General features: G+C 69.7%; 21 protein-coding genes. 12 read left to right on the top strand and 9 right to left on the bottom strand.

Features of this window, described 5'->3' with window-relative positions; all coding sequences use genetic code 11:
- Positions 1-3: 3 nt before the first annotated feature.
- The 5 genes from ABH933_RS18740 (at position 4) to ABH933_RS18720 (ending at position 6,830) form a co-directional block, all read left to right on the top strand.
- Positions 4-1,182, top strand: coding sequence for a hypothetical protein (locus ABH933_RS18740; RefSeq protein ID WP_429420254.1), 1,179 nt, complete (start codon positions 4-6; stop codon positions 1,180-1,182).
- 89 nt (positions 1,183-1,271) lie between these two features.
- Positions 1,272-3,815 (top strand): tetratricopeptide repeat protein, encoded by a 2,544-nt coding sequence (locus ABH933_RS18735; protein ID WP_429455054.1) that lies wholly within the window; start codon positions 1,272-1,274, stop codon positions 3,813-3,815.
- Complete coding sequence (locus ABH933_RS18730; RefSeq protein WP_429420256.1) at positions 3,812-4,846, top strand: PP2C family protein-serine/threonine phosphatase; 1,035 nt, start codon at positions 3,812-3,814, stop codon at positions 4,844-4,846. The genes ABH933_RS18735 and ABH933_RS18730 overlap by 4 nt, the downstream gene beginning before the upstream one ends.
- The gene (locus tag ABH933_RS18725; RefSeq protein ID WP_429420258.1) at positions 4,843-6,129 is read left to right on the top strand and encodes a VWA domain-containing protein; all 1,287 of its coding nucleotides are present in this window, start codon (positions 4,843-4,845) and stop codon (positions 6,127-6,129) included. Before ABH933_RS18730 ends, ABH933_RS18725 begins: the two co-directional genes overlap by 4 nt.
- A complete protein-coding gene (locus tag ABH933_RS18720; protein ID WP_429420261.1) occupies positions 6,129-6,830 on the top strand; it encodes an FHA domain-containing protein in 702 nt (233 codons plus the stop codon). Before ABH933_RS18725 ends, ABH933_RS18720 begins: the two co-directional genes overlap by 1 nt.
- 19 nt (positions 6,831-6,849) lie before the next feature.
- On the opposite strand, the gene ABH933_RS18715 is transcribed toward ABH933_RS18720, so the two are convergent.
- Together ABH933_RS18715 and ABH933_RS18710 are read right to left on the bottom strand one after the other, a co-directional pair.
- Complete coding sequence (locus tag ABH933_RS18715) at positions 6,850-7,488, bottom strand: DJ-1/PfpI family protein (protein WP_429420263.1); 639 nt, start codon at positions 7,486-7,488, stop codon at positions 6,850-6,852.
- Between the two features lie 27 nt (positions 7,489-7,515).
- Positions 7,516-8,493 carry a GlxA family transcriptional regulator gene (locus ABH933_RS18710; protein ID WP_429420265.1) on the bottom strand — a complete coding sequence of 326 codons (978 nt, stop codon included), beginning with the start codon at positions 8,491-8,493 and terminating at the stop codon, positions 7,516-7,518.
- Between the two features lie 208 nt (positions 8,494-8,701).
- On the opposite strand from ABH933_RS18710, the gene ABH933_RS18705 reads away from it, so the two are divergent.
- Positions 8,702-10,141 carry an amino acid permease gene (locus tag ABH933_RS18705; RefSeq protein ID WP_215916235.1) on the top strand — a complete coding sequence of 480 codons (1,440 nt, stop codon included), beginning with the start codon at positions 8,702-8,704 and terminating at the stop codon, positions 10,139-10,141.
- Between the two features lie 77 nt (positions 10,142-10,218).
- On the opposite strand, the gene ABH933_RS18700 is transcribed toward ABH933_RS18705, so the two are convergent.
- The gene (locus ABH933_RS18700; RefSeq protein WP_429420266.1) at positions 10,219-11,337 is read right to left on the bottom strand and encodes an amidase family protein; all 1,119 of its coding nucleotides are present in this window, start codon (positions 11,335-11,337) and stop codon (positions 10,219-10,221) included.
- On the bottom strand, positions 11,334-12,416 hold the full coding sequence (locus ABH933_RS18695) for an acetamidase/formamidase family protein (protein WP_429420267.1): 1,083 nt from the start codon (positions 12,414-12,416) through the stop codon (positions 11,334-11,336). The genes ABH933_RS18700 and ABH933_RS18695 overlap by 4 nt, the downstream gene beginning before the upstream one ends.
- 294 nt (positions 12,417-12,710) lie before the next feature.
- On the opposite strand from ABH933_RS18695, the gene ABH933_RS18690 reads away from it, so the two are divergent.
- Together ABH933_RS18690 and ABH933_RS18685 are read left to right on the top strand one after the other, a co-directional pair.
- Positions 12,711-14,006, top strand: coding sequence for an amidohydrolase family protein (locus ABH933_RS18690; RefSeq protein ID WP_429420269.1), 1,296 nt, complete (start codon positions 12,711-12,713; stop codon positions 14,004-14,006).
- Positions 13,999-14,541 carry a DUF1097 domain-containing protein gene (locus ABH933_RS18685; protein WP_429420271.1) on the top strand — a complete coding sequence of 181 codons (543 nt, stop codon included), beginning with the start codon at positions 13,999-14,001 and terminating at the stop codon, positions 14,539-14,541. The genes ABH933_RS18690 and ABH933_RS18685 overlap by 8 nt, the downstream gene beginning before the upstream one ends.
- 181 nt (positions 14,542-14,722) lie before the next feature.
- Here ABH933_RS18685 and ABH933_RS18680 read toward each other — a convergent pair whose 3' ends face one another.
- Positions 14,723-15,619, bottom strand: a complete 897-nt coding sequence (locus ABH933_RS18680; protein WP_429420273.1) for a DMT family transporter — start codon at positions 15,617-15,619, stop codon at positions 14,723-14,725.
- A gap of 478 nt (positions 15,620-16,097) precedes the next feature.
- Positions 16,098-16,478 carry a nuclear transport factor 2 family protein gene (locus tag ABH933_RS18675; protein WP_429420275.1) on the bottom strand — a complete coding sequence of 127 codons (381 nt, stop codon included), beginning with the start codon at positions 16,476-16,478 and terminating at the stop codon, positions 16,098-16,100.
- Positions 16,479-16,566: 88 nt separating this feature from the next.
- Between ABH933_RS18675 and ABH933_RS18670 the strand changes: the two genes are divergently transcribed.
- The 4 genes from ABH933_RS18670 (at position 16,567) to ABH933_RS18655 (ending at position 20,721) form a co-directional block, all read left to right on the top strand.
- Positions 16,567-17,127, top strand: a complete 561-nt coding sequence (locus ABH933_RS18670; protein WP_429420277.1) for a TetR/AcrR family transcriptional regulator — start codon at positions 16,567-16,569, stop codon at positions 17,125-17,127.
- Positions 17,128-17,318: 191 nt separating this feature from the next.
- Positions 17,319-18,044 carry a ParA family protein gene (locus ABH933_RS18665; RefSeq protein ID WP_429420279.1) on the top strand — a complete coding sequence of 242 codons (726 nt, stop codon included), beginning with the start codon at positions 17,319-17,321 and terminating at the stop codon, positions 18,042-18,044.
- 23 nt (positions 18,045-18,067) lie between these two features.
- A complete protein-coding gene (locus ABH933_RS18660; protein ID WP_429420281.1) occupies positions 18,068-18,919 on the top strand; it encodes a hypothetical protein in 852 nt (283 codons plus the stop codon).
- Between the two features lie 278 nt (positions 18,920-19,197).
- Positions 19,198-20,721, top strand: coding sequence for an NlpC/P60 family protein (locus ABH933_RS18655; protein ID WP_429420283.1), 1,524 nt, complete (start codon positions 19,198-19,200; stop codon positions 20,719-20,721).
- Here ABH933_RS18655 and ABH933_RS18650 read toward each other — a convergent pair.
- The 3 genes from ABH933_RS18650 to ABH933_RS18640 all read right to left on the bottom strand — a co-directional run bounded on the left by ABH933_RS18650 (position 20,718) and on the right by ABH933_RS18640 (position 25,242).
- A complete protein-coding gene (locus tag ABH933_RS18650) occupies positions 20,718-21,947 on the bottom strand; it encodes an amidohydrolase (RefSeq protein WP_429420847.1) in 1,230 nt (409 codons plus the stop codon). The two genes, ABH933_RS18655 and ABH933_RS18650, sit on opposite strands and share 4 nt — an antisense overlap.
- A gap of 185 nt (positions 21,948-22,132) precedes the next feature.
- Positions 22,133-23,623 carry an aldehyde dehydrogenase family protein gene (locus ABH933_RS18645; RefSeq protein WP_429420285.1) on the bottom strand — a complete coding sequence of 497 codons (1,491 nt, stop codon included), beginning with the start codon at positions 23,621-23,623 and terminating at the stop codon, positions 22,133-22,135.
- The gene (locus ABH933_RS18640) at positions 23,620-25,242 is read right to left on the bottom strand and encodes a GMC family oxidoreductase (protein ID WP_429420287.1); all 1,623 of its coding nucleotides are present in this window, start codon (positions 25,240-25,242) and stop codon (positions 23,620-23,622) included. The genes ABH933_RS18645 and ABH933_RS18640 overlap by 4 nt, the downstream gene beginning before the upstream one ends.
- Positions 25,243-25,283 lie beyond the last annotated feature (41 nt).

The raw sequence follows: 25,283 nt of genomic DNA, 5'->3' as shown, positions 1-25,283 counted from the left end.
CCGATGAACGCGCTGACGGCCGTCGAGATCGACAACGAATTGGCCGCGCGCGGTAGGGAAATCGAGGCGATCACCGCCACGCTCCTGGAACTGGACAAGCATCCGGGGTTGGTATTGTTGCGCGGATTTCCGCCCACCGGCGAGACCCAGCGGCGCTGGCGCCCGATCGAGCAGGCGCTGGAACTGATGTGGGAGGACTTCGGCCGGGTGCGGGAGATCCTGGAGGCCGCGCGCGCGATCCGGGCCCGCCGCCACAAGCCCACCGATGCCGATCGCACCGAACTCACCCGCCTGCTGCGCGATCGCCCGCACGAGGTGTCGCGGACCCCCATCCCCATGGCGCAGCGCACCCTGACCGGGCCCACGGAGCAGGTGCTCTTCGTCGGCATCGCCGACACCCTGGACCGCATGCGCACCACCTTCCCGGAGATCGCGGAATTCCTCGACGCGGTCGACGCGGTCAATACCCGTGTGCTGGCGGCGCTGACCCCCGTGCAGACCAGGCTGGACGAATTCGGCGGCGTCACAGCCGAATTGCGTGCGATCGCCGAGGGCGTCACCGATCTGCTGGGCCGCTCGGCGACCGACCCGCTGGCGCTCACCCGGGACCGGATCGATGCCCGTGCGGCGGAGCTGGCGCAGCGGCTGGATCGAGAGGCCCGGGGCCTGGCCGAGCTGCGCGAGCTGAGCGCGGACTGGCCCGCCGCGATTGCTCGGACCCGGTCTCGCCTGGATTCGATCGGGGACGCGGTCGAACGGGCCGCACGTGCGCGGGAGCAGGCCCAGGAGAAGATCCGGACCGCGCCGCTGCCCGTGCCCGCGGACGAAACCGGCACGCTGCGCGCCGAACTCGACGCGCTGGCCGCCGGGCCGTCCGGCGGGCCCGCCGCGGTGTCCCTGCTGGAATTGAGCCGCCGGATCGACGCGGCGCTGGCCCGCGCCGAGGGAGCCGTGGATCTGGCGCAGGGCCTGCTGGACCGGCGCGCCGAACTGCGCGGCCGACTGGCCGCGTACCAGGTCAAGGCCGCCCGCCTGGGGGTCAGTGAACAGCAGGATGTGTTGTCCGCCAACAGGATTGCTGCGGGCCTGCTCGATCGCCGACCCTGTGATCTGGCGGCGGCGACCAGGGCGATCACGGATTATCAGCAGGTCATCGCGGAGGTATCGGGGAGGCCGGGATGAGTCGGAGGGGCAGGAAAAGTCCGGGCAGCGGGGCGAACTCGCGCCCCGGTAGCGGCCGCCGCGGCGGTGAGCGGGAAACCGGTGGCGGTCTGCGGGCGGCCGGCATTGCGGCGGATTCGACGAAGTGCGCCGAACTCGGTTGTGGGGGAACGATTGTCGGGGGCTACTGCGATGTCTGCGGCACGGCGCCCGAGTCGGCCGCGCCGCACGCACCGCCCGAGCCTGCCGCGGCGGGCCGGGCTACCGCACCGGCACACGGTGCCGCCGCGGCGGGTGAGCGTTGCGGCGAACACGGTTGCGGCGGAACGATTTCCAACGGGGTGTGCGATACCTGCGGGATCGCGGCTTCGACCAGTCGGCCCGGCGGCGGCGTGTCCACCCCGGCGACCGGGGGGGTCGCCGGGGCCGGACGCACCGGCACCAGAACCGTCCACACCCGATCCACCACGTCCCGGTCCCGCCGCGGCCGTCTCGGCGCCGGGATGGTCGAGGTGCCGCGGGTGCCGCGGGTCGACCCGTCCACCGCGGTGCTCGCCGACCCCCGGGTGCCCGAGGGCAAGCGCTTCTGCTCGAATTGTGAACGCCCGGTGGGGCGTTCGCGGGACGGCACGCCCGGCCGTGCCGAGGGATTCTGCTCGCACTGCGGCACCCGGTACTCGTTCACCCCGAAACTGAGGCGCGGCGAGCTGATCGGACAGCAGTACGAGGTCCTCGGCCCGATCGCGCACGGCGGGCTGGGCTGGCTCTATCTGGCGGTGGACCGCAACGTCAGCGACCGCTGGGTCGTGCTCAAGGGCCTGCTGAACTCGCAGGATCCGGACGCCATGGCCGCGGCGCTGGCCGAGCGCCGGTTCCTGGCGCAGGTCGAGCACCCCAATATCGTGAAGATCTTCAACTTCGTGGAACATGCGGGGCCGGAGGGGATTCCGGTCGGCTACATCGTGATGGAGTACGTCGGCGGCGCATCCCTGAAGCAGCTGCTGCGCCGCCGGCGCGAGGCCACGGGCGCGTTCCTGCCGCCCGAGCAGGCCATCGCCTACATCCTGGAGATGCTGCCCGCACTGGGATATCTGCACGCGCTGGGCCTGGCCTACTGTGATTTCAAGCCGGACAACGTGATGCAGTCCGACGAGCAGTTGAAGCTGATCGATCTGGGCGCGGTCATCGCGATGGACGACCGGGACAGCCCCCTGTACGGCACCACCGGGTATCAGGCGCCCGAGATCGCCGAGACCGGGCCGACGATCGCCTCGGAGGTGTACACCGTCGGGCGCACCCTGGCGGTGCTGATGCTGGCCGTGCCCCAGCGCGACGGCCATTTCGCGGAGTTGCCGGGCCCGTCGTCCGAGCCGCTGCTCGAGGCGCACGAATCCCTCCATAGATTCCTGGTGCGCGCCACCGATGCCGCTCCCGAGGCGAGGTTCGCCTCCATCGAGGAGATGGCCGATCAGCTGACGGGCGTATTGCGCATGGTGCTCTCGGCCACCAGCGGCGTGCCGCATCCGGGATCGTCGGTGAACTTCGGTCCGCCGCGCGGGGTGTTCGGCGTCGATGCCGGCGCCGACGAGAATTCGAATCTGACCGCTGCCCAGGCTGATTCGCCTGCGCGATCCGCTGCCGAATCGTCCGGCAGCGGCGATGCGGGGCGCGGTGCCGCGGTCCTGGGGGGTGAGGCTCCGGCCGGACTCGATGCCCGCGATGTCGTTGCGGCGCTGCCCGTTCCGCTTGTCGACCCCTCCGACAGCGGCGCGGCGCTGCTGGCCACGACGAGTGGGGTCACCCCGGCCGAGCTCGGGCCCGCGCTCGAGGCGGGCCTGCGCGCGGTGGTGACGGGGGAGGGCGAGTCGGTCGAGATCCCGCTGCGGTTGGTCCGTGCCGCCCTGGAGACCGGTGATGCCGTGGACGCTCAACGCCGCATCGACGAACTGGCCGCGGGGATCGGCGTGGACTGGCGGCTCACCTGGTACCGCGGCCTGGCCAGGCTGCTGGTCGGTGAATTCGATGCCGCCGCAGCGGAATTCGACGCCGTGCACGGTGCGCTTCCGGGGGAGACGGCCCCGCAGCTGGCACTGGCCGCCGCGGCCGAGCTCTGTGCCGCCGCCGATATCGACCCCGATATCGAATCGGCGAGGGCCGCAAGGTATTACGAATCGATCTGGCGCACCGATCACGGCTTCGTCAGCGCGGCCTTCGGCCTGGCCCGGCTGCGCCGCGCGGCCGGGGATCGCGAGGCGGCGGTCGCGGTGCTCGATCAGGTCGACCCCTCCTCGGCGCGGCACACCGACGCGGCGATCGCCGCGGCACAGACCCTGTTGGCGGGCCGGGATCCGGCCGATATCACCGAAGAGCTGCTGCGTGAGGGCGGCAGCCGAGTCGAAAGGCTTGTCATCGAATCGAAATATCGTGCGGCACAGGTACGCCGGGGGGTGCTGGACGCGGCACTGGACTGGCTGTCCGCGGGGAATGCCGCCACCGAGCCCGCTCCGCTGCTCGGCCATGCTCTGACCCACGCCGGCGTGCGCACCGGACTGGAGGGCTGCTACCGGGATCTGGCCCACGATGCCGGTGACATGTGGGGCCGGATCGCACTGGTCGACCGCGCCAACCAGGTTCGGCCCAGGACGACGTTATGAGCGCGATGGTGGGGCTGCACTGCCCGGGCTGCCGGTCCAGAATCGGTGTCGCGGACCGGTTCTGCGAGGAATGCGGTCGCGAACTGACGATCAGCCGCGCTGTGCTGCCGGATCGCCGCATCGATCCCGCGGCGGCCTGCGCCGAATGCGGCGCCCGGGATTTCGACGCCGACGGCTACTGCATCGCCTGCGGCGCGCTGCTACGCCCGCCGGACCGCAGCGAGTCCGATCTCGGTGCGGTGCAGCTGATCACCGATCGCGGCCTCGTGCACGCGCACAACGAGGACGCCGTCGCCGCGGCAGTGCTCGACGACGCGTCCGGCCCCGCGATCGTGATCGCCGTGTGTGACGGGGTGTCCACCTCGGAGGATCCGCAGCTGGCCGCAACCGCCGGCGCGCGCGGCGGCGTCGATGCCTGTATGACCGCGCTGGCCGCCGATCGCGCCGCCCCCGACGCCGTCATGGCGGGACTCGAGGCGGCCTTCGATGCCGTGCGGGCGACCTCCCGCGGGGCCGGGCACGCCCCGTCCTGCACCTACGTCGCCGCGGTGCTGCGGGCCAGCGGCCCAGGGGAATTCGAGATCACCGTCGCGAGTGTCGGTGACAGCCGGGCGTATTGGTTGTGCCCGGACGAGGCCCGCGGCATGCCGCCCTCGCGCCGGCTCACCGTGGACGACTCGTGGGCGCAGGCCCTGGTGGCACACGGGGCGATGGATGAGGCCGCGGCCATGCAGGATCCGCGCGCGCATGCGCTGGTCCGCTGGCTGGGCGCCGATTCCGAGCATCGGGCCGCCGACACCGCGGTGACCACCGTGCAGGTGCGCGGCCCCGGCGTGCTGCTGCTGTGCAGCGACGGGCTCTGGAACTACCTGTCCGATGCCGCCGGTCTGGCCTCCATCGCGACGGCCGCGCCGGCCCGGCAGGCGGCCCGGGGTCTGGTCGAGTACGCCCTGCGCGCCGGCGGCGGCGACAACATCACCGTCGCGCTCGCGCCCGTGGGTATGTCGGAGTGGCGAGGAGTGGAAAGTTGAGTTCGGAAGCAACCAAGGGGATTTCGGTCGACATCGACCAGAACCAGTATCTGGCCGAGGGCGTCGACACCGTCGATGCCATCGTCACGGTGCAGGTCGGTGCCGACTTCTCCGCGCCCGCCCCGGTGCAGGAGCGCCTGGAGATCATCATCATCGACTGTTCGGGGTCGATGGCCGCGGGCGACCGGTTCGCCGGTGCGCGCGAGGCCACCCTCGCCGCCCTCGACGAGATGGCTGAGGGCACCCTTTTCGCACTGGTGAAGGGCACCCACGAGGGGGAGGTGATCTTTCCCGCGCGCGGGCCGCTGCGGCGCAAGGATCCCGAATCCGTCTTCGCCGCCCGGCATGCCCTGGACACGCTCCGCCCCTACGGCGGCACCGCCATGGGGAGCTGGCTGGGGGTGGCGCGCCAGGTCGCCGGCCAGTATCCGCAGGCGATGGCGCACACCATCCTGCTCACCGACGGCAAGAACGAGCACGAGGAGCCCGCGCATCTGGACGAGGAGATCCGGTTGTCGCAGGGCAAGTTCACCTGCGACTGCCGCGGCGTCGGCGGCGGCGACATGGTCAAGGAGCTGCGCACCATCGCCTCGGGGCTGCTGGGCGGCTACGACGTGATCAAGACGGGTTCGGAACTCGTGGCCGACTTCCGCGCGATGATGCAGGTGTCGATGGGCCGCGCGATTCCGGACCTGACGCTGCGGGTGTGGAATCCGGCAGGGGCGACGGTGCGCTTCGTCAAACAGGTCGCCCCGAACATCGAGGACCTGACGGGCCGCCGCACCGAGACCGGGGCGCAGGTGGGGGAGTATTCGCTGGGTGCGTGGGGTGCGGAGGATCGCGACTACCACGTGCAGGTGCGGGTCGACCCGGCCGCGCCCGGGCGGGAGAAACTGGCCGCGCGCATCAGCGTCGTCGCCGGCGACGAGGTCATCGGCCAGGGCCTGGTGAAGGCGACCTGGACCACCGATTCGGAGCTGTCGGCACGGATCAGCCGCCGCGTCGCGCACTACACCGGCCAGGCCGAGCTCGCACAGGCGGTGCAGGAGGGGCTGGCCGCGCGCAAGGAGGGCGATCTGGATACTGCGACAGCCAAGCTGCAGCGGGCGGTGGAGCTGGCCGCGGAGTCCGGAAACGAGGGCACCGCAAAGCTTTTGCGCAACGTCGTCGAGGTGGACGACCACACCGGAACCGTCCGGCTGCGCCGCAATGTCGACACCTTCGACGAGATGGCTCTGGACGCGCGATCGACCAAGACCGCCCGGGTGCGAAAGGAGTCCTAGTGCTCACCTGTCCCGACGGCCATCAGACCACCGCCACCGACTACTGCGACGTGTGCGGCGCGGCGCTCGGCGGTGCGGTGCAGGCAGCGGCGCCGCAGGCCGCGGCGCAGTGCCCGGCCTGCGGCGCGGCGATCTCCGGGCGGTTCTGCGAGGTGTGCGGGCACGATTCGGCCCTGCCCTCGCCCGGGAGCGTCGTCGCAAACGCCGTCGCCGAGACGGTGATCGCGCATCCGGACGGTGATACATCCGCGGCGGCAACGGGTCTCGTGGTTTCGGAATCGGCCGCGGCACAGCCGCTCTGGATGGCCACCGTCGCCGCGGACCGCGAATTCTACGAGCGGGTCCTGGCCCGCAAGGGCCCCGACGCCGAGCGGGTGGAGTTCCCCGGCTACTACCCCGAACGCCGGATTCCCCTGCGGGGCAACGATTTCCTGATCGGCAAGCGCAGCGTATCGCAGGGCGTCGAGCCCGACATCGACCTCGGCATCGCCCCGGTCGATATCGGCGTCTCCCGCTCCCACGCCCGCCTCCACGTCGCCGCCGACGGCCTCACCGTCACCGACCTGGGCTCCACCAACGGCACCAGCCTCAACGGCACCGACGACCTGATCCCGCCCCGCACCCCGATGCCCCTGCGCAGCGGCGACCGCATCCACGTCGGCGGCTGGACGACGATCACGGTCACCGCCGAGCCGGGCTGAGATCGGCCGGTTCGACGGCTCAGGACATGATGAAACGGCTTGCGGCGCGGGCATTCTCGACCAGCTCGGCGGGCGCCTTCAGCGGCGACCCGGCGTCGTACGGCGGCTGCGGATCGTATTCGGTCAACAGCTGCACGGCCATCGCATGGTCGTCGCCGCAGATCCGGCCGAGCAGCGTCAGGCCCATATCGATCCCGGACGACACCCCGGCCGCCGTCACATATTTGCCGTCGAACACCACCCGCTCGGAGGTCGGGCTCGCGCCGAATTCGGGGAGCGTGTCCAGTGCGAGCCAGTGCGAGGTGGCCCGGCGGCCGTCGAGCAGTCCGGCGGCGGCCAGCAGCAGCGAGCCGGTGCACACCGATGTGGTCCAGGTGCTGGTGGCGTCGGCGGCGCGCAGCCAGTCCAGGAGGCGGGCGTTGTCCATCTGCGCGGTCTGCCCCGGTCCGCCGGGGACCAGGACGATGTCGGGCCGGTCCACCTCGTCGAGCGTGCGGTCGGCGACCAGGCCCAGAGTACCGCCGTTGTCGTTGCGCACGGGACCGGCCTGCTCGGCCACGAAAACCGTTTCCGCGCCGGGGATCCGGCTGAGCACCTCGTAGGGGCCGACCGCGTCGAGGGCGGTGAACCGGTCGTAGAGGACGATGGCGATTTGCATGATTGTCTCCCGGTTGGGTTGTGATTTCTAAACCGCTGTAGGACTGTGTGATTCGGTGTTCGCATGCATCGGCCGGAAGCGGCGGCGATACTCGGCGGGCGCAGCGCCCAGCGCCCGAACGAACGCGCGTCGCATGGCCTCGGGCGTGCCGTACCCGCAGGCGCGCGAGATTGCGCCGATGCTGTCGGTAGTGTCCTCGAGCAGCCGGCGGGCGTGCTCGAGCCGGATCCGCTCGACGTACCGCCCGGGCGTCATCCCGGTCTCGTGGTGGAAGGCGCGCGCGAAATGACGCGGGGACAATCTGGCGCGGGCGGCCAGGGCCTCCACCGACAGATCCTCGCCGAGGTGGTCCCCGATCCAGTGCTGGACCTCGCGTAGCGGCTCCCGGTGCGCGGTCTGCGCGGTCAGTTGCGCGCTGAACTGGGACTGGTTGCCGGGCCGGTGCAGGAAGACCACGAGGTGCCGCGCCACGGTCAGCGCAACCTCGCGGCCGAGGTCCTCCTCGACCAGCGCCAGGGCCAGATCGATGCCGGCGGTGACCCCGGCCGAGGTGGCGATGTGGCCGTCGCGGACGTAGATCGGCTCGGGGGCGACCCGGACCCGGGGATAGGCACGCGCGAGTTTGTCGCAGTGCGCCCAGTGCGTGGTGGCCCGGCAGCCGTCCAGCAGGCCGGCCGCGGCGAGCAGGAACGCGCCGCTGCACACCGAGACGAGCCGCTCCGGCCGCCGCTCCCGGAGCCAGTCGATCAGCCGCGGATCGGGCGTGGAGGTGCCCTGACCGCCCGGAACCACCAGCGTGTGCGGGGTTTCGGCCGTGGCGAGCGAGATGTCCGGCACCAGCCGCAGGCCGCTGGAGGTGCGGACGGGCGCACCGTCGAGCGAGGCGGTGCGGATCCGATAGCTGCCCGGAACCGCGAGCTCGGCGCCCGCGAACGTCTCGAGCGGGCCGGTCACGTCGAGGCTCTGCACGTCGTCGAAGAGCACGATCAGGACGGTGCGCGTCATAAGTCGATCGTCGATCGTCGCACGGATGTCCGCAACGACGAAGTTCCCACCTTTCCTGCCATCGGAGGACGGCACGCCACGCACAGTCGTAGGACGTTGTGCTTGTCCCGTCGGACGAAATCGTCCGATTTTATTCATGAACCCGGACAATCTGGGTGTTATCGCTCACACTTACACTGCCCCGAGCAGGTAGTACAAGGAGCAACACATGCCAGGTAGTTCAGCAAACAGCGCTCTCTTCCGGCGCAAGCCCATCGATCAGATCGAGGAGCAGGAGTCCAGCGGGCTGCAACGGGTCCTAGGCCTGTGGCAGCTGACCGCGATCGGCGTCGGCGGCATCATCGGTGCGGGCATCTTCGCGCTGGCCGGATCGGTGGCCCACGGCACGGCGGGTCCGGCCGTGCTGATCTCGTTCCTCATCGCCGGCGTCGCCAGCGCCGCGGCCGCACTGTCCTACGCCGAGTTCGCGGGCCTGATCCCGAAGGCGGGTTCGGCCTACACCTACGGGTACGCGGTGCTGGGCGAGCCGGTCGGCTGGTTTATCGGCTGGGATCTGTTGCTGGAGTACACCGCGATCGTCGCGGTGGTCGCCATCGGCATCTCCGGATATATCGAATATCTGTTGGAGCAGCTGCACGTTCACCTACCTACGGCGATCCTCGGTGCGCCGGGCACGGGCTCCGGGCACAAGGTGGACCTGTTCGCGGCGCTGCTGTGCCTGTTGATCGCGTTCCTGCTCAACATGGGCATGAAGGCCGCGGCGAAGTTCGAGACGGCCGTGGTGGCGATCAAGGTCGTGGTCGTGCTGATCGTGATCGCGGTCGGCGTCTTCTACATCAAGTCCGGCAATTACCACCCGTACTTCCCGTTCGGTTTCGGTGGCGCGGTGACCGGAGCCTCGACGGTGTTCTTCGCGGTCTTCGGTTACGACGCGATGTCCACCGCGGCCGAGGAGTCGGTGGACGCCAAACGCCATCTGCCCAAGGCGATCATGTACTCGCTGGGCATCTCGATGGTGCTGTACGTGCTGGTCTGTCTGGTGCTGACCGGTATGCAGCACTACACGGACATCAACCCCAAGAGCGGGCTGTCCACGGCGTTCAAATCCGTCGGACTGAGCGGTCTGGGCAGCCTGATCGCGGTGGGCGCGATCGTCGGCATCACCACGGTGTTGTTCACCTTCATGCTCGGCGTCACCCGCATCTGGTTCTCGATGAGCCGTGACGGCCTACTGCCGCAATGGTTCGCCAAGACCCACCCGACCCGGCACGTGCCCACCCGCATCACCTGGATCGCGGGCGCGGTGTCGGCGCTGATCGCCGGGTTCATGCCGATCGGGTCCGCGGCCGAGCTGACCAATATCGGCATCCTGCTGGCCTTCGTGGTGGTATGCGCGGCGGTGATCGTGCTGCGGTACCGCCAGCCGAATCTGCCCCGTACCTTCCGCACCCCGCTGATGCCGATCGTGCCCCTGGTCGGTATCGCCTTCTCGATCTGGCTGATCACCTATCTGCAGCCGATCACCTGGATACGGTTCGCGGTCTGGTTCGTGATCGGCATGATCATCTACTTCGGTTACAGCCGCCGTCACTCGGTGCTGGCGCGCAACGATGCGCCGGGGACGCCGGAGACCACCACGGTCTCCTGAGCCGTTCCACAACGGCCCGCCGCGCGAATCTCCTTCGCCCGGTGGGCCGTTGCGGTGCCCGGGCCGCAACGGCCTGCTCAGCTCAGGAGCTCCGCGGTGGCGAGCAACGATTCGTCGTGCCCCGGCGGAGCGATCAGCGAAAGCCCCAGGGGCAGACCGTCGATGCGGGCGACCGGCAGGCTCAGCGCTGGTGCACCGAGAATCGGTGCGAGGCAGGTGAGCTCGACCACCGCGGCGCGGCCGGATCCCGGATCCTCCAGCAGTGGTGCGGGATACGGGGTGGCGGGCAGCGCCAGCACCCGGTCGTCGCCGAGGGCGCGCAGGACGCGGTCCGAGGCCACGCGCAGTACCGAGCGCGCCTCGCTCGCCATCCGCGCGGTAACCGCCGAGGCCAGCTCGAGGCGCGCGGAGACGTTGCGGCCGAAGATCGGCCGCTCCCGGCGCACCCAATCGCCGTGCTGCTCCCACACCTGGGCGGCCTGCGCCGTGCTGAACGCGGCGCGGACACGGTCCCAGCCGCCGGCCTCGAACAGCGGCGCGGTCGTGAGCTCGAATCCCGCGCCGACCAGCCGGGTCAGGGTGCCGCGCAGCACCTTTCGCACCGGATCGGCGACCGGGATGTCGGCGGGCCACCAGATGGTGTGTGGCCGGGTGTCCGCGCCCGTGCCCGCGAGCAGTAGCCGGGCGCCCGCCCGCAGCGTGCCCAGCTCGCGGGCGAGTAGCGCGGGTACGTCGAAGGACGGTGCCAGCGGGACGATTCCGTCGTGTGGTGCGCGAGAGTGCGTGGGGCGCAGCCCGAAAATGCCGGTATAGGAGGCGGGTACGCGGATCGACCCCGCGGTGTCGGTGCCCAGGCCCAGATCGGCCAGCCCGGCCGCGACGACGGTGGCCGCGCCGCTCGACGAGCCACCCGGCATCCGGTCCGGCGCGGCCGGATTCACCGGCGTCCCATAGTGGGCGTTGGTTCCGGTCAGGCTGTAGGCCAGCTCGTCGGTGTGCGTCTTGCCGACGACGGTGAATTCGGCGCGCAGCGCGCGCACCGCGGCGGCATCGCGCTGCGGAATGGGATGCGTGGCCAGCCAGCGCGGATTGCCCGCACCGGTCGGCATGCCCGCGACGTCGAAGACGTCCTTCACGGCCAATCGCATGCCCACGGGCGCGTCGATGACCGGTAACCAGGATACGAAGCCGTTCACAGTCCCTCGAGATCGCTCTTGCGGATGCAGCAGTGCACGCCCTTGACGAGGTCGACGACCTGGGAGATGCGGAAATCCGCCGTGGCCGACAGGTAGGCCAGCGCGACGGGCGCCGGAATGCGGTGCCGCTCACCGAGATACGCGATCGCGTTGCGGGTGGCCTGCGCGACGGCCGCGTCCAGGTCGCGGTCCAGCCCGATCAGCAGGTGATCCTCGCGGGTCTCGGCGAACGGGGTCGCCAGCACCTTCGCCAGGGTGCGCATCTGTGGATCGCTGTGCACACGCAGCCGCACCGTCGCGCGCAGCGGCGCCTCGAACGCGGTCAGCGCGACCTCGCCGTCGCCCATCGCGAAGTGCGGATCCCCGGCGTAGAACATCGCGCCGGGAACCTGCACCGGCAGATACAGCTTCGCGCCCACGCCCAGCATCCGGATATCGAGGTTGCCGCCGTGCGGGCCCGGCGGCACCGAATGCACGGGATCCTCGGTCGCGGCGGCCACGCCCATGATGCCCAGGAACGGGTTGAGCGGGAACCGCAGCGAGCGCCCGTCGCCGATCGCGATGACGCCGCGCTCGGCCTCGTCGACCGTGGCGATCGTGCACACGGGCGGCACCGGCTCGCCGGGGGTGTGACCGGCCGGCACCAGCGGGTATTCGCCGGGCAGCGCGCCCCGGCCGTGCCGGTTGCTGATCACCCCGTAGTCGGTGCGGCGCAGCAGCTCGAGTACCTCGACCTCGAGCACGTCGCCGGGCCGGGCGCCGGTGACCGCGATCGGCCCGGTGAGTACGTGCGGACCCTGTGTGGCCGGGTCGTGGCTGCGCGATGCGGCGACAATGGCTGTGTCGGAGAGGATTTCGGTGATACCCGCTGCGGCGAAGAAGGCCGCCGGGTCGCGGCCCTGATCCTCGAGAATGCCCTCGTGGCTGATCGTGTCCAGGCACACCGCGGTGCCCGAGTCGACGGTCAGCACCGGCTCGGACAGGGCGTTGGGCAGCAGACCCCACGAAATCCGATCGGGATCGGCGTCCAGGTAGATATCGCCGGAGCGGGGACCGGAGCGGGGCTGCACGAGAGTCATCGACCATCCTTCGAGCGCGACGGGAAGAGTGGGTCGTATACAACCATCGCGAACCGGGGCACCGCTAGGTCCTGTGAATAGTCCCACCCGGTAGATAGCTGATGAATTGCCATCGTTCCGAAAGGGGTGCACGCATCCAGTCGGTGAATCGGCATATGCCTGATGGACGCCCCGTTTGGCAAATATCCGGCCTGCCCTGGGAGGACTTGGTAACGCGCCGGACAAATTTCCGGCGGGCGGGCGAAACACGGCCTTCATATACAGAACGGGCCCCTGCTCTTTCTGGAGGTTCTCATGGCGGATCTCGTACTCCGCACCGCCCGCATCGCCGACGACACCGGTCCGGTCGATATCGCCGTCGACGACGGGCACATCACCGAAATCGGTCCGGCCCTGGCGATTTCGGGTGACACCGAGATTCCGTGCGATGGCCGCGTGGTCATCCCCGGGCTCGTCGAGGCGCATCTGCACGTGGACAAGGCGCTGCTGGACCGGGAACGGGCCGATCCGGACGGCACGCTGGCCGGTGCGATCGCCGTGACCGGGGAGCTCAAGCGCGGCTTCACCCCCGAATCGGTGCGCGCGCGGGCCCGGCAGGTGCTGGATCTCGCGATATCCCACGGCACCACCGTGATTCGCGCCCACCCGGACGTCGATCCGATCGTCGGCCTGCTGGGCGTGCACGTCCTGCTCGAGCTGCGCGAGGAATACCGCGACCGGCTCGATCTGCAGATCGTGGCGTTCCCGCAGGAGGGCATCCTGCAGGCGCCCGGCACCCTGGAACTGCTGCGCGAAGCGCTGCGCCTGGGCGCGGACGTGGTGGGCGGCTGCTGCTACAACGAGGCGGATCTCGCCGGTTGCCATCGGCACATCGATATCGTCTTCGAGCTGGCCGCCGAATTCGGCGTGCCGATCGATATGCACGCCGATCTGGCCGACGACGACGCCGATCCGCGGTTCGCGCTGGCCGACCGCATCGCCGAGATCACCGCGCGGACCGGCATGTCGGGACGAGTCGCGCTGGGGCACATGACATCCCTCGCGGGCCGCCCCGCGGCCGAACGCCGGGCGACGATGCTGCGGCTGTCCGAAGCCGGAGTGGCCGTGGTGCCGCTGCCCGCGACGGACATGTATCTGGGCGGCCGCCGCGACACCGTCGCCGTCCGCCGCGGCGTCGCGCCGGTCCGCGAGCTGTGGGAGGCCGGGGTGCATACCGCGGTCTCGTCCAACAATGTCCGAAATGCGTTCACGCCCTTCGGTAATGCCGATCTGCTCGACATCGGGCTGCTTCTCGCGCAGACCGGGCATCTGTCGGGGGAGCGGGATATGGCCGGGGTGCTGGCCATGGTCACCGAGGGACCCGCGCGCATCCTGGGCATCGGCGACCGGTACGGACTGCGGCCGGGCGCGGTGGCCGATCTGGTGGTGCTGTCCACCCGGCGGGTGTCCGATGCACTGCTGGACCGGCCGGACCGCTGTTACGTCATCAAGCGCGGCCGGGTGGTGGCGCGCACCACCGTCACCCGGGAGCTGTTGCGCCCCAGTTCTGTTACCACTGATCTCGATTCCGGAGTGCTGTCCCATGCGTGAACGCGTCCCCCACGAAATCGCCGCCTCCCTGCTGGCCGGGCTGACCGCCTTCATCGGCGGCACCGCGCTGAATCTGCCGCCGTGGGCGATATTCATCAGCTGGGCGGGCACCTTTCTGGCCGGCGGCCCGTCCCTGGCGGTGGCGCGCCGGCTGTGGGCCGCCATGCCCGCCGGATCCACGTTCGCTCTGCTCATCGTGCTCGTCGATCAACAGGTGGGCACGGCGTTCGGCCACTCGCGTATCGCACAGGACGCGGTGCTGGCCCTGATCATCCTGGTGGTCAACAGCGCGCTGATGTACACCGGCAGGCTCGGCCCGTTCTCTCTGATACCCGGAATGTTCTTCGGATTCGCCTCCTACTTCGCCACCTATTTCGGCGGATTCGGCTTCCACGGCGGCAATCCGCTCGCCGCCTGGGTCTCGGTCGTCGCCATGAACTTCCTCGGCCCCGTCTTCGCCTACCTGTCCACGAAATTCACCTTCCCCCGCCGGGCGGCCGATCCGGCGCCCGCCGCCGTGCCCGAACCGGCGTAATGCGGACCGATCCGATTCGAAGGAGGCCTCGTGCCGGACCATGAAGAACCGCAGGGCGGCCGTCGAGCGGGCCGCCCCCTGGGCACACCGACGCCCGCCGGCGCCGGGCCCGCCAGAATCCGAACGCACCCAGCTCCGTCTACCGCTCCGATCCATTTCCCGACGGCATGGCCCGGCTCGATCAGCGGCGTGAGGTCACCGCCAGGGCGACGATCAGCAGGGCCGCCCCGCACCAGCCGAGTACGGTCAGCCGGTCGCCGAGCACCACCGCCGACAGCACGGCCGAGGTGAGCGGCTCGAGCAGCGCGGCGATGGCGGCGAAAATGGGTGCCGCCGTGCGCAATCCGCGAAAGTAGGCGGTGTACGCGATTGCCGTTGGCACGCTGCCCAGGTAGGCGGCCGTCGCCAGCGTGCCGGGATGCAGGGGGAGTGCCATCCCGCCCGCAAGTCCTGTCGGCAACAGCAGTAGGCCACCGGTGAGCATGCCGAATGCGGTGGTGCGCAAGGGGTCCAGCCCCTCGACCGGTGTGGGGGTGAGCAGGGTGAGAACCGCGAATCCGGCCGCGGCGAGCAGCGCGAAGCCTACGCCCGCAACGAGTTTCCAGCCGCTGGCGATGCCGCCCGGCGACCAGGTGATCAGGACCAGTCCGGCGACCGCGGCGGCGATCGCCGCGAGCGTCGCGGCGTCTGGTCGCCGCCGGGTGCGTATCGCGGTGCCGAGGGCGACGAAGACGGGCAGCGTCCCGATCGTCGCCATCGTCGCGATGCTCACCGAAATATAGTGCACCGCAACGAAATAACTGCCCTGAAAGAATCCGAGCAGCGCCCCGCTGAGCAGGATCCGGCGCAGTGCGGCCCGGGTGCGCGGCAGTCCGCGCAGCCCGCCGGATGCGGCGAGCAGTGCGATCGCGATGACCCCGCCCAGCAGTAGTCGATAGGTCGCGACCGACAGTGGCTGCAGATGCGCCTGCCGAGCGAGCAGCGAGCCCGCGAGACCTCCTGTGCCCCAGAGTATTCCGGCCGCGATGAGGGAAATGGCTGATCGGTCGCGCGTGGGCGCGACGAGATCGACGGACATGATGTGTTGTGCTCCTGCGTCGAAGAGGGGGAAGACTTCTCGGCGCGGGGCAGTTGTCACCCGGGTTCGTGTGATGAACCGGTATCAGGAATCAGCCGGGCAGCCTCGACGGCCCGGCCGGTGAACCACCCCGCTCAGGAGGCAGGGGGCGGAGTGACGGTGAAGATTCGGTGCACGCAGCCACTGTACCCGGAGCGTTCCCTGCGTCGCGGGGCATGCCCGGCCCCCGGATCGGTTCGATCGTGTGGGACACCGACCGCGAACGGGCGGTGACCTGGTCGCGCTGGCCAAAGGGCCGGCGGGGCATGTGCGGCGGTTCTACGCGCCATTCCTCGTGGCGGACCGAGCGAGTCTCGTTCGAGGGGGGCCGCCGGCGGTGGAGCAACCTGGTGTCGAGTTCTTGCCGCCTGATGCCCGCTCGCCCCGATCCGCATTGTCGGCATGGACGAGTGCGGGCGGGGTGCGGTTCATGGTGGGCTCAGACGAAGAACGCGTTCATGCCGGGCACGTCCGATAGGTAGGTCTCGATCGCGGCGATCTTGCCTTCGCGCAGGCGGCACACCGTCGACAGGTACTCGTCGAGCACGGCATCCCCGCGCCGGGCGGTGTTGTGCAGGGACAGGGCCACGTTCTCGCGGCTGACCAGGATGTGCAGCAGCTCGAAGTGCAGTCCGTAGCCGGCGATCGTGCGGGCCCGCTCGACCACTGCGTCGCCGCCGACGGCGATACCGGAGACGGTGTTGTCGCCGGGGAGGGACCAGGTGGCGTCGTCGTGCAGCAGGGCTCGGATGGCGGTCCAATCACCGGTGGACAGTGCCGCGTGGAACTGCTTGCCGAGGACGTAGGCGGTGTCGGTCATGAGATCTCCTTAAAGCAAATATGTTTGCTTTAGTGACCGTACAACGGGATTTTCATTAATGCAAATATCTTTGCGTTAGGATGGTTGGGTGAACGCCGAGATCCGCACCCGCCGCCCAGGGGGCCGCAGTGCCCGGGTGGGGGAGGCGGTGCATCGGGCCGCGACCGAACTGGTCGCCGAGTTGGGGGCGGACCAGGTGACGGTTCCGGCGGTCGCCGCGCGCGCCGGGGTCACCGCCAGCACGGTCTACCGCCGCTGGGGTGGTCTGCCCACACTGCTCGCCGAGATCGCCGCGCGGCAGTCCGAATCGGCCCCAGAACCGACCGGCGAGCTGCACGCGGACCTGGCCGACATTGCGGTATGGACGCTGGCCGACCTGAGCCGCCCGGGCGGTATCGCATTCTTCCGCGCCGAAGTGGCCTCCGATATCGATGAGCGCCGGGCCGGAATGCGGGAATGCCTACGCCGGGTGAGCGATCGTTTCGAACCCGTTCTGGTCGCCGCCCGCGAGTGCGGCGAGAATCCGCCGTCGCTCGACACGGTGCTGGACCGAATCGTCGCGCCGCTGTATTTCCGGGTGGTGTTCTCGGTGCCGGGTACGACCGAGGAATTCGCGCGCCGACTCGTAGACGCACTACTCGACGATTGATTCGCGGTGACCGCCCGGGATTCGGATCGGACCCGGCTGTGTCCAATTGGATACACCGGAGCGCTCGTTCGGGTGTAGTGCGGCCGCACATCGTGTCCAATTGGACACGCCGCGTAAATCGAACGTTCCGGAGTTCGCGGGTGTAAGACTGCTCCCGCACAGTTTTACTCCTCACTACGGGAGGACCGTCCATGACGAATTCTGTTGCTGAACTCGATCTACCCAAACCCCTGGTGGTGACGCTGGGGAATCTGAAGGGCGGAGTCGGTAAAACCACGTCCGCCTTCTTTCTCGCCGGATATTTCGCGCAGGTGCATCGCCTGCGCGTGCTGGTGATCGACGCAGACCCGCTGAGCCAGACCGGATATTCCTGGTACCGGCGCCTGAACCGCGCCGAGGTGGATATGCCGTTCGCGCTCATCGCATTCCCGTCCCGGCACGTCGCCGATTGCATCGCCGACAATGCCGCGGACTACGACGTCGTGATCGTGGACGCCGGGGGAGAATCCGCGGATATCTTCAAGGCCGCCATTCCGTCGACCGATGAGCTCGTCCTGCTGACGAGCGTGAGTCCCTCGGAGGTGAAACGAGTGCCCAGCACCTATCGGGCCGCCGAGGAGGCGGCCGCCGACGCGGCGCGGGAGATCCGGGTGCGGGTCCTGATGACGAAGGTCCCGGTGACCATGAAGAACGGTGTCAACGTCTCCACCGAATATCGCACGCAGCGCGCACATCTGGAGAACGCCGATTACGAGGTGTTCGAATCCTATGTGAGCGCCTGGAAATGGTACCGAGAGGCCGCCGATGGGGAAGTCGGCGAAGGCGCAGAGAATCCGCTGCTGGATCTCGGCGAATACCGGCGGGTGGGCGACGAACTCGTGGCGCCCTATCGCGTCGCGTTGGGGGTGTCCGCCTGATGCCTCCGCAACGCAGGAAATCCATGATCGGCGGGTCCGCGCCCGCCGCCAATCCGCTGGCCGATTCCGCCGAGCACACGCCCGCGGTATCGCCGCTGCGCGATGCCGAGTGGAGCCGGCAGGTCCGTTCGGGGGCCGCGCTGACGGCGGTGTCGAAGCTGGGGCTGTCCGGGGCGGCGCTGGAGATCATTGCGCCGCAGCCCGATTCGGATGCCAATGTGCTCACCATGCCGCTGCCCGCGGCCGGTGACGGGCCGCTGTCCACCGGCGAGCAGACGCAGCTCTCGGCGTGCGAGTCCTCGATCGGGACGCTGCGTATCGCCTTCTGGGCCGCCGGTCGGGCACTGCAGATCGTGCGCGACGGTCGCCTCTACCGCAACGCGTACGCGAGTTTCGACGACTATGTCGAGCAGCGGTGGGACATGCAGCGTTCCTACGCGCACAAGCTGATTCGCGCCTGGCCGCTGGCCGCACGGCTGCATCCGATGGCGCCGGGCATCAACGAGGGGCAGATCCGCGAACTGCTGCCGATAGCGGCCGAGCACGGCGAGGACGCCGCGGTCGCGGTCTATGCCACGCTCGCGAGCGGCGATGTGAAGATCACCGCCGGCAAGCTGCGCGAGGCCGTCGCCGTGCTGCCGGGGGAGTTCGACACCGAGCGCGCGGTGCAGCGGCTGCAGGCCTGGTTGCGCGGCGAACTGACCGGTGAGCCGGCCGAACGGCCCGCCGACGTGTTCAGCACCGCCGAATCCCGGCTGGCCGCGCTCACCCGCAAGGTCGTCCGGGGGTCCGGCGGCGATCCCGCCGCGGCCCGCGAATTCGCCGCGAAGCTGCGCGGGCTGGCCGAGCAGATCGAGCAGCAGATCAGCGCCTGAAATATCCACTGAAATGCCCCCGTGATGCAAAGAAAACGCATTACGGGGGCCTTTCGTATATATGATTCGGTTTTCGAATGTTTATAGTCCCGTTATCATGAAATGGTGTGTCCGGCTTCGCATTTGTTTGTTCGCGGAGGATCGTCTTTCCTCGGATCCGCTCCAGCGTGGTGTTTTTCGAATCTGTTCGAGGAGTTCGGCGGGAGTCACTCGCGTCACATGGCGCGGGGTCGCAAGGCCCCGACCGACCCTCGGTGTGAGGATCGGAGGACCGCAACATGAGTGCAGGAACCGACGAAGTTAGATATATCCGCTGTCTGCGGCGAATACTCTGGTTCGTGCTGGCCGCAGGGGCCGCCACTCTCGGCGCGATCGGCGCCATGCTCGTGACCACCGGCCAGGCCTTCGCGCAGCCGGTGACCGTTCCCGGAATCGGCGTGATCGAGGTACCGCACTCGAGCGATGTGCCGCGCGCCGGGCTCCCCGGCGCAGCGCCCGCGGTCGAATCACGCGGCCCGGCGCGCACCCTCAATGTGCTCGGCATCGAATCCTTCGGCCCCGCATCGTCGCCCGCCGCATCCGCGCCCCCGCGCGCCACGGTCCTGCCGATTCCTGCGGCTTCCGCACCCGCACCCACTTTCGTCGTGCCCGCAGTCGAGTCGGCCGTGCCCGTCCGCGAGGCGATTCGGTCCCTCCGGCCCTCGTTCGAGGCGACCCTGTCGGTGCGCGAAGCGATTCTGCCCGCGCCCGCCGCTGTTGCGCCCGCGGCCGAGTCGGCCCTGCCCATCCGCGAGGTGATTCGATCCGCACGCCCCGCGGCCGCGCGCACTGCGGTCCTGTCGATTCCCGCGGCGTCTTCGCCCGGGTTCGCTTTGGTGGTCACCGCGCTCGAATCGGTTCTGCCGCTTCCCGCGCAGTCACATGCGTCGGTGCTTCCGGCGCTCGAATCGGCCCTACCTATGCGCGAGGCGATTCTGCCCGCACCCGTTTCGGTTGTGCCGGCGGCCGATTCGGCGCGGACCGCACACGAACCAACGCTGTCGACACGCGCTTCGCTTGTGCCCGCCGCTGATTCGATCCCGTCCGCACGTGAGGCGATTCGACCCGCGCAGGCAGCGATGGCGCCCTCGGTCGAATCGGTCTTACCGATCCGCGAGACGATCCTGCCCGCACGCGCAACGGCTGTGCCCGCTGTCGAATCGGCCCTGCCTGATCGCGAGGCGATGGCATCCACACCCGCCTCGGCCCGACCCGTTCCTGCTTCGGTTGTGCCCGAGCTCAACTCGGGCCTGCCGGTCCTGGATTCGGCGCGCGATGCCATCGCCTCCCTCGCGGCCGCGCTCCGGCAGCCGCTCACCCTCCCGCAGTTCGATACGCGGGCCGCGGCGACGCTGGCGACCATGTTGCACTCGGCTCTGGTCGCGCCGCCGGCCCCGGCCGTGCACGTCGCGCCCCGCAAGACCGTCGGCGAGCGGGCCGCCGAGGCCGCGAAGTCGAAGATCGGAGCCGCCTACGAGTACGGCTCGGCGGGGCCCAACGCCTTCGACTGCTCCGGCCTCGTGCAGTGGTCCTACAAGCAGGCCGATGTCGATCTGCCCCGCACGAGTTACGCGCAGCTCCGCTCCGGCACCCCGGTCTCGATGAACGATCTGCAGGAGGGTGACATGGTCTCCTTCTACGGCGGCGAGCATTCGGCCATCTACATCGGCGACGGCAAGGTCGTGCACGCCTCTACCTACGGCCGCGGCGTGGAGGTCACGCCGCTCTCGGAGATGCCGGTCTGCGGCGCGCGGCGGTTCTAGTGAGCGAACTCGCCGCGGGCCGCAACCACCAGCGCGTTGATCGCCGGGCCGAGCGCCCGGTCCGGATCGGGCGCGAACCTGGGGGAGTGGTTGGAGGCGGTCCCGGCGGGCAGCACCATCTCCTGGTGCATCCGCCCCAGATCGTCGGCGCTGTACCGATCCAGGTCGAAGCCGCCGATGTGCCAGAACACCGACGGACAGCCCGCCGCGGTGGCGAAGGCCCCGAAATCCTCGCTGCCGGTGACCGGATTGGGCAGCGGGATCGCCAGGAAGCCGCTCGCGGCGAAGGCGCCGAGCAGCCGGGTGGTGTCCTGCTCGGTATTGACGGTCAGCGGAAAGCTGTCGAACACCTCGACGATCGGATCCTTCGGCGCCCCAGCGGATTCGGCCTCGGCGGCGGCCATCCGGCGGATGCCCGCCAGGACGGTCTCGCGCGAGGTCTCGGTGAAGGTCCGCAGGCTCAGCAGCAGTTCGGCGTCCTCGGCGATGATGTTCGCGCGGGTGCCCACGTGCAGCGATCCGGGCGTGAGCACCGGCGAGGCCGGCAGCGAGGACTGCTGGGCGGCCAGGCCCTGCAGCCGCTGTACCAGCGAGGCGGCCATGGTCAGCGGATTCACCGCGGCGTGCGGCATCGAGGCGTGCCCGCCCGCGCCGAACAGCCGCACCCGGATCGAATCGGACGCCGCCATCAGCGCCCCGCCCCGGCTGACGATCACCCCGGCGGGAAGTGGGGCAACATGCTGTCCCAGCACGATCCCCGGACGCGGAAAACGATCCAGTATCCCGTCGGCGATCATGCCCTCCGCCCCGGAGCCGACCTCCTCGGCGGGCTGGAAGACTGCGACGACGGTGCCGGACAACGCCGGTTCCATGGCCAGCCGCGCGCACGCGCCCAGCAGTGCGGTGACGTGCACATCGTGCCCGCACGCGTGCATGACACCGGGATTGCGCGAGGCGTAGTCGAGCCCGGTCTCCTCCTGCACCGGCAGCGCATCCATATCCGCCCGCAACCAGACCACCGGCCCCGGCCCGCCGCCGAGCACGCCGACCACTCCGGTACCGCCCACGCCCTCGGTCACCTCCCAGCCCGGCATCGCCCGTAGCTCGTCCGCGACCAGCTTCGCGGTATCGAATTCGGCATGGGACAGCTCGGGGTGCGAATGCAGCTGCCGATAGATCTGCTGCCAGTGCTCCTCCACGGCGGGCATGGCATCGATGCCCGCCATCGCCGCGCGTAGGGCGTCATGAATTTCGGTGGAGGTCACTGGTGGCGTCTCCTTCGCTGCTGACGTGCGTTCATGCCTGCGCACACTCACGGTGTATTCCTCCCGAGGATATGGGAGCGCGATTCGGGCTGCGGTGCGCCGAGGAGGGGCGCACCACCCGGGATGCGGGTGCGCCGAGTCCAGTTCTATTTCCTCCCGTGCAACAGCGTCAGCATCTTGGCGACCTTCTGATCGGTTTCGGCCGTGCGGGCGAAGGTGGTCAGCGCCATCAGCGGCGCGAAGCGCTGCCGGGCCACCGCGTGCGCGTAGGTGAACTCGCGCAACCCGTCCGGGCCGTGGATGCGGCCGAATCCGGAATCCCCGACGCCGCCGAAGGGGAGCGAGGCGATGGACGGGAAGTTGAAGACGGCGTTGACGCTGACCATGCCCGTGCGCAGCCGATCGGCCAGCTCGCGGCCGCGGCCCTTGGAGAACACGGCCGCCGACAGGCCGTACCGGGTGGCGTTGGCCCGGGTGACGGCCTCGTCCATGTCGCGCACCTTGGCGACGGTCAGGGTGGGACCGAAGGTCTCCTCGGTGACCGCCGACGCGTCCTCGGGCACGTCGACCAGCACGGTCGGCTGCACCACCTGCCCCTGGATCTCGACGCCGCCGACCAGGGCCCGGGCGCCGCGTGCGAGCGCGTCCTCGATGTGGTGCCGGATGACCTCGACCTGCTCGGGCATGGTGATCGGGCCGATCTTCGCCTCCGTATCGACGCCGGCCCGCAGCTCCCCGGCGCGCGCGACCAGCTTGTCCAGGAAGGCGTCGTAGACCCGTTCGTGCACGTAGACCCGCTCGGTGCCGATGCAGGACTGTCCGGCGTTCGCCATCCCCGCCCACACCCCGGCCTCGGCCGCGGCGTCCAGATCGGCGTCGGCGTCGACGATCAGCACATCCTTGCCGCCGCACTCGGCGACCAGCGGGGTCAGCGATTCCGCACAGACCGCCATGACCTTCTTGGCGGTCGCGGTCGACCCGGTGAACGCGATCTTGTCCACGCCCGCCCGGCACAGCGCCGCGCCGGTCGACCCGTCGCCGGTGAGCAGTTGCAACACCGGCCGTTCCGGGACGATCTGGGCGAACATGTCGACCAGCCACCGGCCGACGCCGGGGGTGAACTCGCTGGGCTTGAACACCACGGCATTGCCCGCTGCCAGCGCGTAGACGATGGAGCCCAGCGGGGTGAACACCGGATAGTTCCACGGGCCGATCACCCCGATGACGCCCAGCGGCTTGTGTTCCACCGAGGCGGCATTGTTGATACTCAGCAGTCCGACACGGGAACTCTTGCGGCCCAGCACCTTTCGTGCATTCTTACCGGCCCAGACCAGATGCTCGATGGCAAGGGCGGCCTCCAGGCTCGCGTCGGAGTAGGGCTTGCCGGTCTCGTCGTGGATGAGCGCGGCCAGCTGCTCCAGCCGGCGCACGATCAGCCCGGCGAACTTCGAAAGCCGTTCCGCCCGTTGTGTATAGGTGAGCTCGCACCACCAGCCGAAGGCCTCGCGGGCGCGGTCGACCGCCGCGACGGCCTCCTCCCGGGTCTGGATCGGATAGGTCCCGACGACCTCGCCGGTACCCGGGCTGTGAACATCGAAAGTTGCTGTGGCAGTGGCGATTTCATGTGTAGCGGTCATCGGTTGCTCTCCTTCGCGGCGGCGGCGGACACGGGCTCGGAGTGACGCCCGCGGATGAGATCGGCGGCCTTCTCGGCGATCATCACCGTCGGCGCATTGGTATTTCCGCGCACGACGCGCGGCATGATCGAGGCGTCCACGACGCGCAGCCCATCAATCCCTCGCACGCACAACTCCGGATCCACCACCGAAAGCTCGCCCGTGCCCATTGCGCAGGTGCCGGCGGGGTGGAACAGGGTCTGGGTGAAGCGCTCGACGTGGGTGCGCAACGCATCTTCGGTATCCGATTCGGGGAGATGCATGCGCTCGAGATAGCGGGAAAGCGGTGCGTGCGAGGCGATCTCGACGAGCTGGCGACACGCCGCGACGAGTGCGTCCATATCGCGCGGATCGGACAGGTACGACGGATCCAGGGCCGGTCGCCACTGCGGATCGGCCGACCGCAGCCGCAGCCGGCCGCGGCTGTGCACCTCCACGAGCGTCGCCCCGGCGGTGAACGTCGCGGCCGTGCGCTCGTTGAATCCGTTGTCGTAGAACTCCGTCGGGGCCACGTGGTACTGCATGTCGGGGGCCTCGAGACCGGCGCGGGTGTGCACGAATCCGCCGCCCTCGCCGATATTCGACGTCAGCGGCCCGCGCCCGCCCAGCTGCCACTGCAGCAGCCGCAGCGGGGTCTCGAAATCGCCCAGGTCCGAGATGCCCTGGGTGCGCCACAGCATCGGCGTCACCGGATGATCGTGCAGATTCTCGCCGACCCCCGGCAGGTCCAGCGCCACGTCGATGCCGAATTCGCGCAGCTGCGCGGCCGGGCCGATGCCCGAAAGCAGCAGCAGCTGTGGCGAATTGATCGCTCCGCCCGACAGCAGCACCTCGGCGCCGGCCCGCGCGGTGTGCGCCGCGCCCGCCCGGAGATAGTCGACGCCGATCGCGCGGCCGCCGTCGAGCACCACCCGGGTGACGAGCGCGTCCGTGTGCAGGGTGAGGTTGGGCCGGGACAGCGCCGGGCGCAGATACCCGTCCGCGGTGGACCAGCGGCGTCCGTTGTGGTGGGTCACCTGGAAGCGGCCCGCGCCCTCCTGGGAGGCGCCGTTGAAATCCTCGGCGCGGGGCAGCCCGGCGGCGACGGCGGCATCGACCCACGCATCGGTGAGGGGGTGGGTGTACCGCCGGTTCTCCACGTGCAGCGGGCCGTCGGTGCCGTGATACTCGGAGACGATGCCGGTATTGGTCTCCGACTTGCGGAAGTACGGCAGTACCTCCTCGTATCCCCAGCCCTCGGCGCCGAAATCGCGCCGCCAGCCGTCGTAGTCGGCGCGATTGCCCCGCATGTAGATCATCGCGTTCATCGAGGAGCAGCCGCCCAGGGCCTTCATGCGCGGCCAATAGACGGGCCGGGAGTCCAACTGCTTCTGTGGGGTGGTCTCGTAGCGCCAATCCCAGCGGGTGCCCAGCAGCTTGCCCCAGGCCGCGGGAATGGTGATCTCGTCCGCGGCGTCGACCGGACCCGCCTCGAGCAGCAACACCGACACCGCCGGATCCTCGCTGAGGCGGTGGGCCAGAACGCATCCGGCGCTGCCCGCGCCGACGATGATGTAGTCGAAGGTTTCCCGGTCGGGCACGGCGGCCTCCAGACGATGTGGTTCAGGGTTATCGATCAGGC

Source organism: Nocardia sp. GP40, from assembly GCF_050434125.1.
GTDB lineage: Bacteria > Actinomycetota > Actinomycetes > Mycobacteriales > Mycobacteriaceae > Nocardia > Nocardia albiluteola.
Note: the sequence above shows the minus strand (reverse complement) of the source record. Positions and strands in the feature narration are given on the sequence as shown.

What these genes read in the sequence shown, in the direction of transcription:
- ABH933_RS18665 (WP_429420279.1), top strand. Translation starts at nt 17,319, where the DNA reads ATGACGAATTCTGTTGCTGAACTCGATCTACCCAAACCCCTGGTGGTG.
- ABH933_RS18680 (WP_429420273.1), bottom strand. Translation starts at nt 15,619, where the DNA reads ATGTCCGTCGATCTCGTCGCGCCCACGCGCGACCGATCAGCCATTTCC.
- ABH933_RS18705 (WP_215916235.1), top strand. Translation starts at nt 8,702, where the DNA reads ATGCCAGGTAGTTCAGCAAACAGCGCTCTCTTCCGGCGCAAGCCCATC.
- ABH933_RS18645 (WP_429420285.1), bottom strand. Translation starts at nt 23,623, where the DNA reads ATGACCGCTACACATGAAATCGCCACTGCCACAGCAACTTTCGATGTT.
- ABH933_RS18715 (WP_429420263.1), bottom strand. Translation starts at nt 7,488, where the DNA reads ATGCAAATCGCCATCGTCCTCTACGACCGGTTCACCGCCCTCGACGCG.
- ABH933_RS18675 (WP_429420275.1), bottom strand. Translation starts at nt 16,478, where the DNA reads ATGACCGACACCGCCTACGTCCTCGGCAAGCAGTTCCACGCGGCACTG.
- ABH933_RS18740 (WP_429420254.1), top strand. Translation starts at nt 4, where the DNA reads ATGAACGCGCTGACGGCCGTCGAGATCGACAACGAATTGGCCGCGCGC.
- ABH933_RS18690 (WP_429420269.1), top strand. Translation starts at nt 12,711, where the DNA reads ATGGCGGATCTCGTACTCCGCACCGCCCGCATCGCCGACGACACCGGT.
- ABH933_RS18655 (WP_429420283.1), top strand. Translation starts at nt 19,198, where the DNA reads ATGAGTGCAGGAACCGACGAAGTTAGATATATCCGCTGTCTGCGGCGA.
- ABH933_RS18685 (WP_429420271.1), top strand. Translation starts at nt 13,999, where the DNA reads ATGCGTGAACGCGTCCCCCACGAAATCGCCGCCTCCCTGCTGGCCGGG.
- ABH933_RS18650 (WP_429420847.1), bottom strand. Translation starts at nt 21,947, where the DNA reads ATGGCGGGCATCGATGCCATGCCCGCCGTGGAGGAGCACTGGCAGCAG.
- ABH933_RS18660 (WP_429420281.1), top strand. Translation starts at nt 18,068, where the DNA reads ATGATCGGCGGGTCCGCGCCCGCCGCCAATCCGCTGGCCGATTCCGCC.
- ABH933_RS18710 (WP_429420265.1), bottom strand. Translation starts at nt 8,493, where the DNA reads ATGACGCGCACCGTCCTGATCGTGCTCTTCGACGACGTGCAGAGCCTC.
- ABH933_RS18730 (WP_429420256.1), top strand. Translation starts at nt 3,812, where the DNA reads ATGAGCGCGATGGTGGGGCTGCACTGCCCGGGCTGCCGGTCCAGAATC.
- ABH933_RS18695 (WP_429420267.1), bottom strand. Translation starts at nt 12,416, where the DNA reads ATGACTCTCGTGCAGCCCCGCTCCGGTCCCCGCTCCGGCGATATCTAC.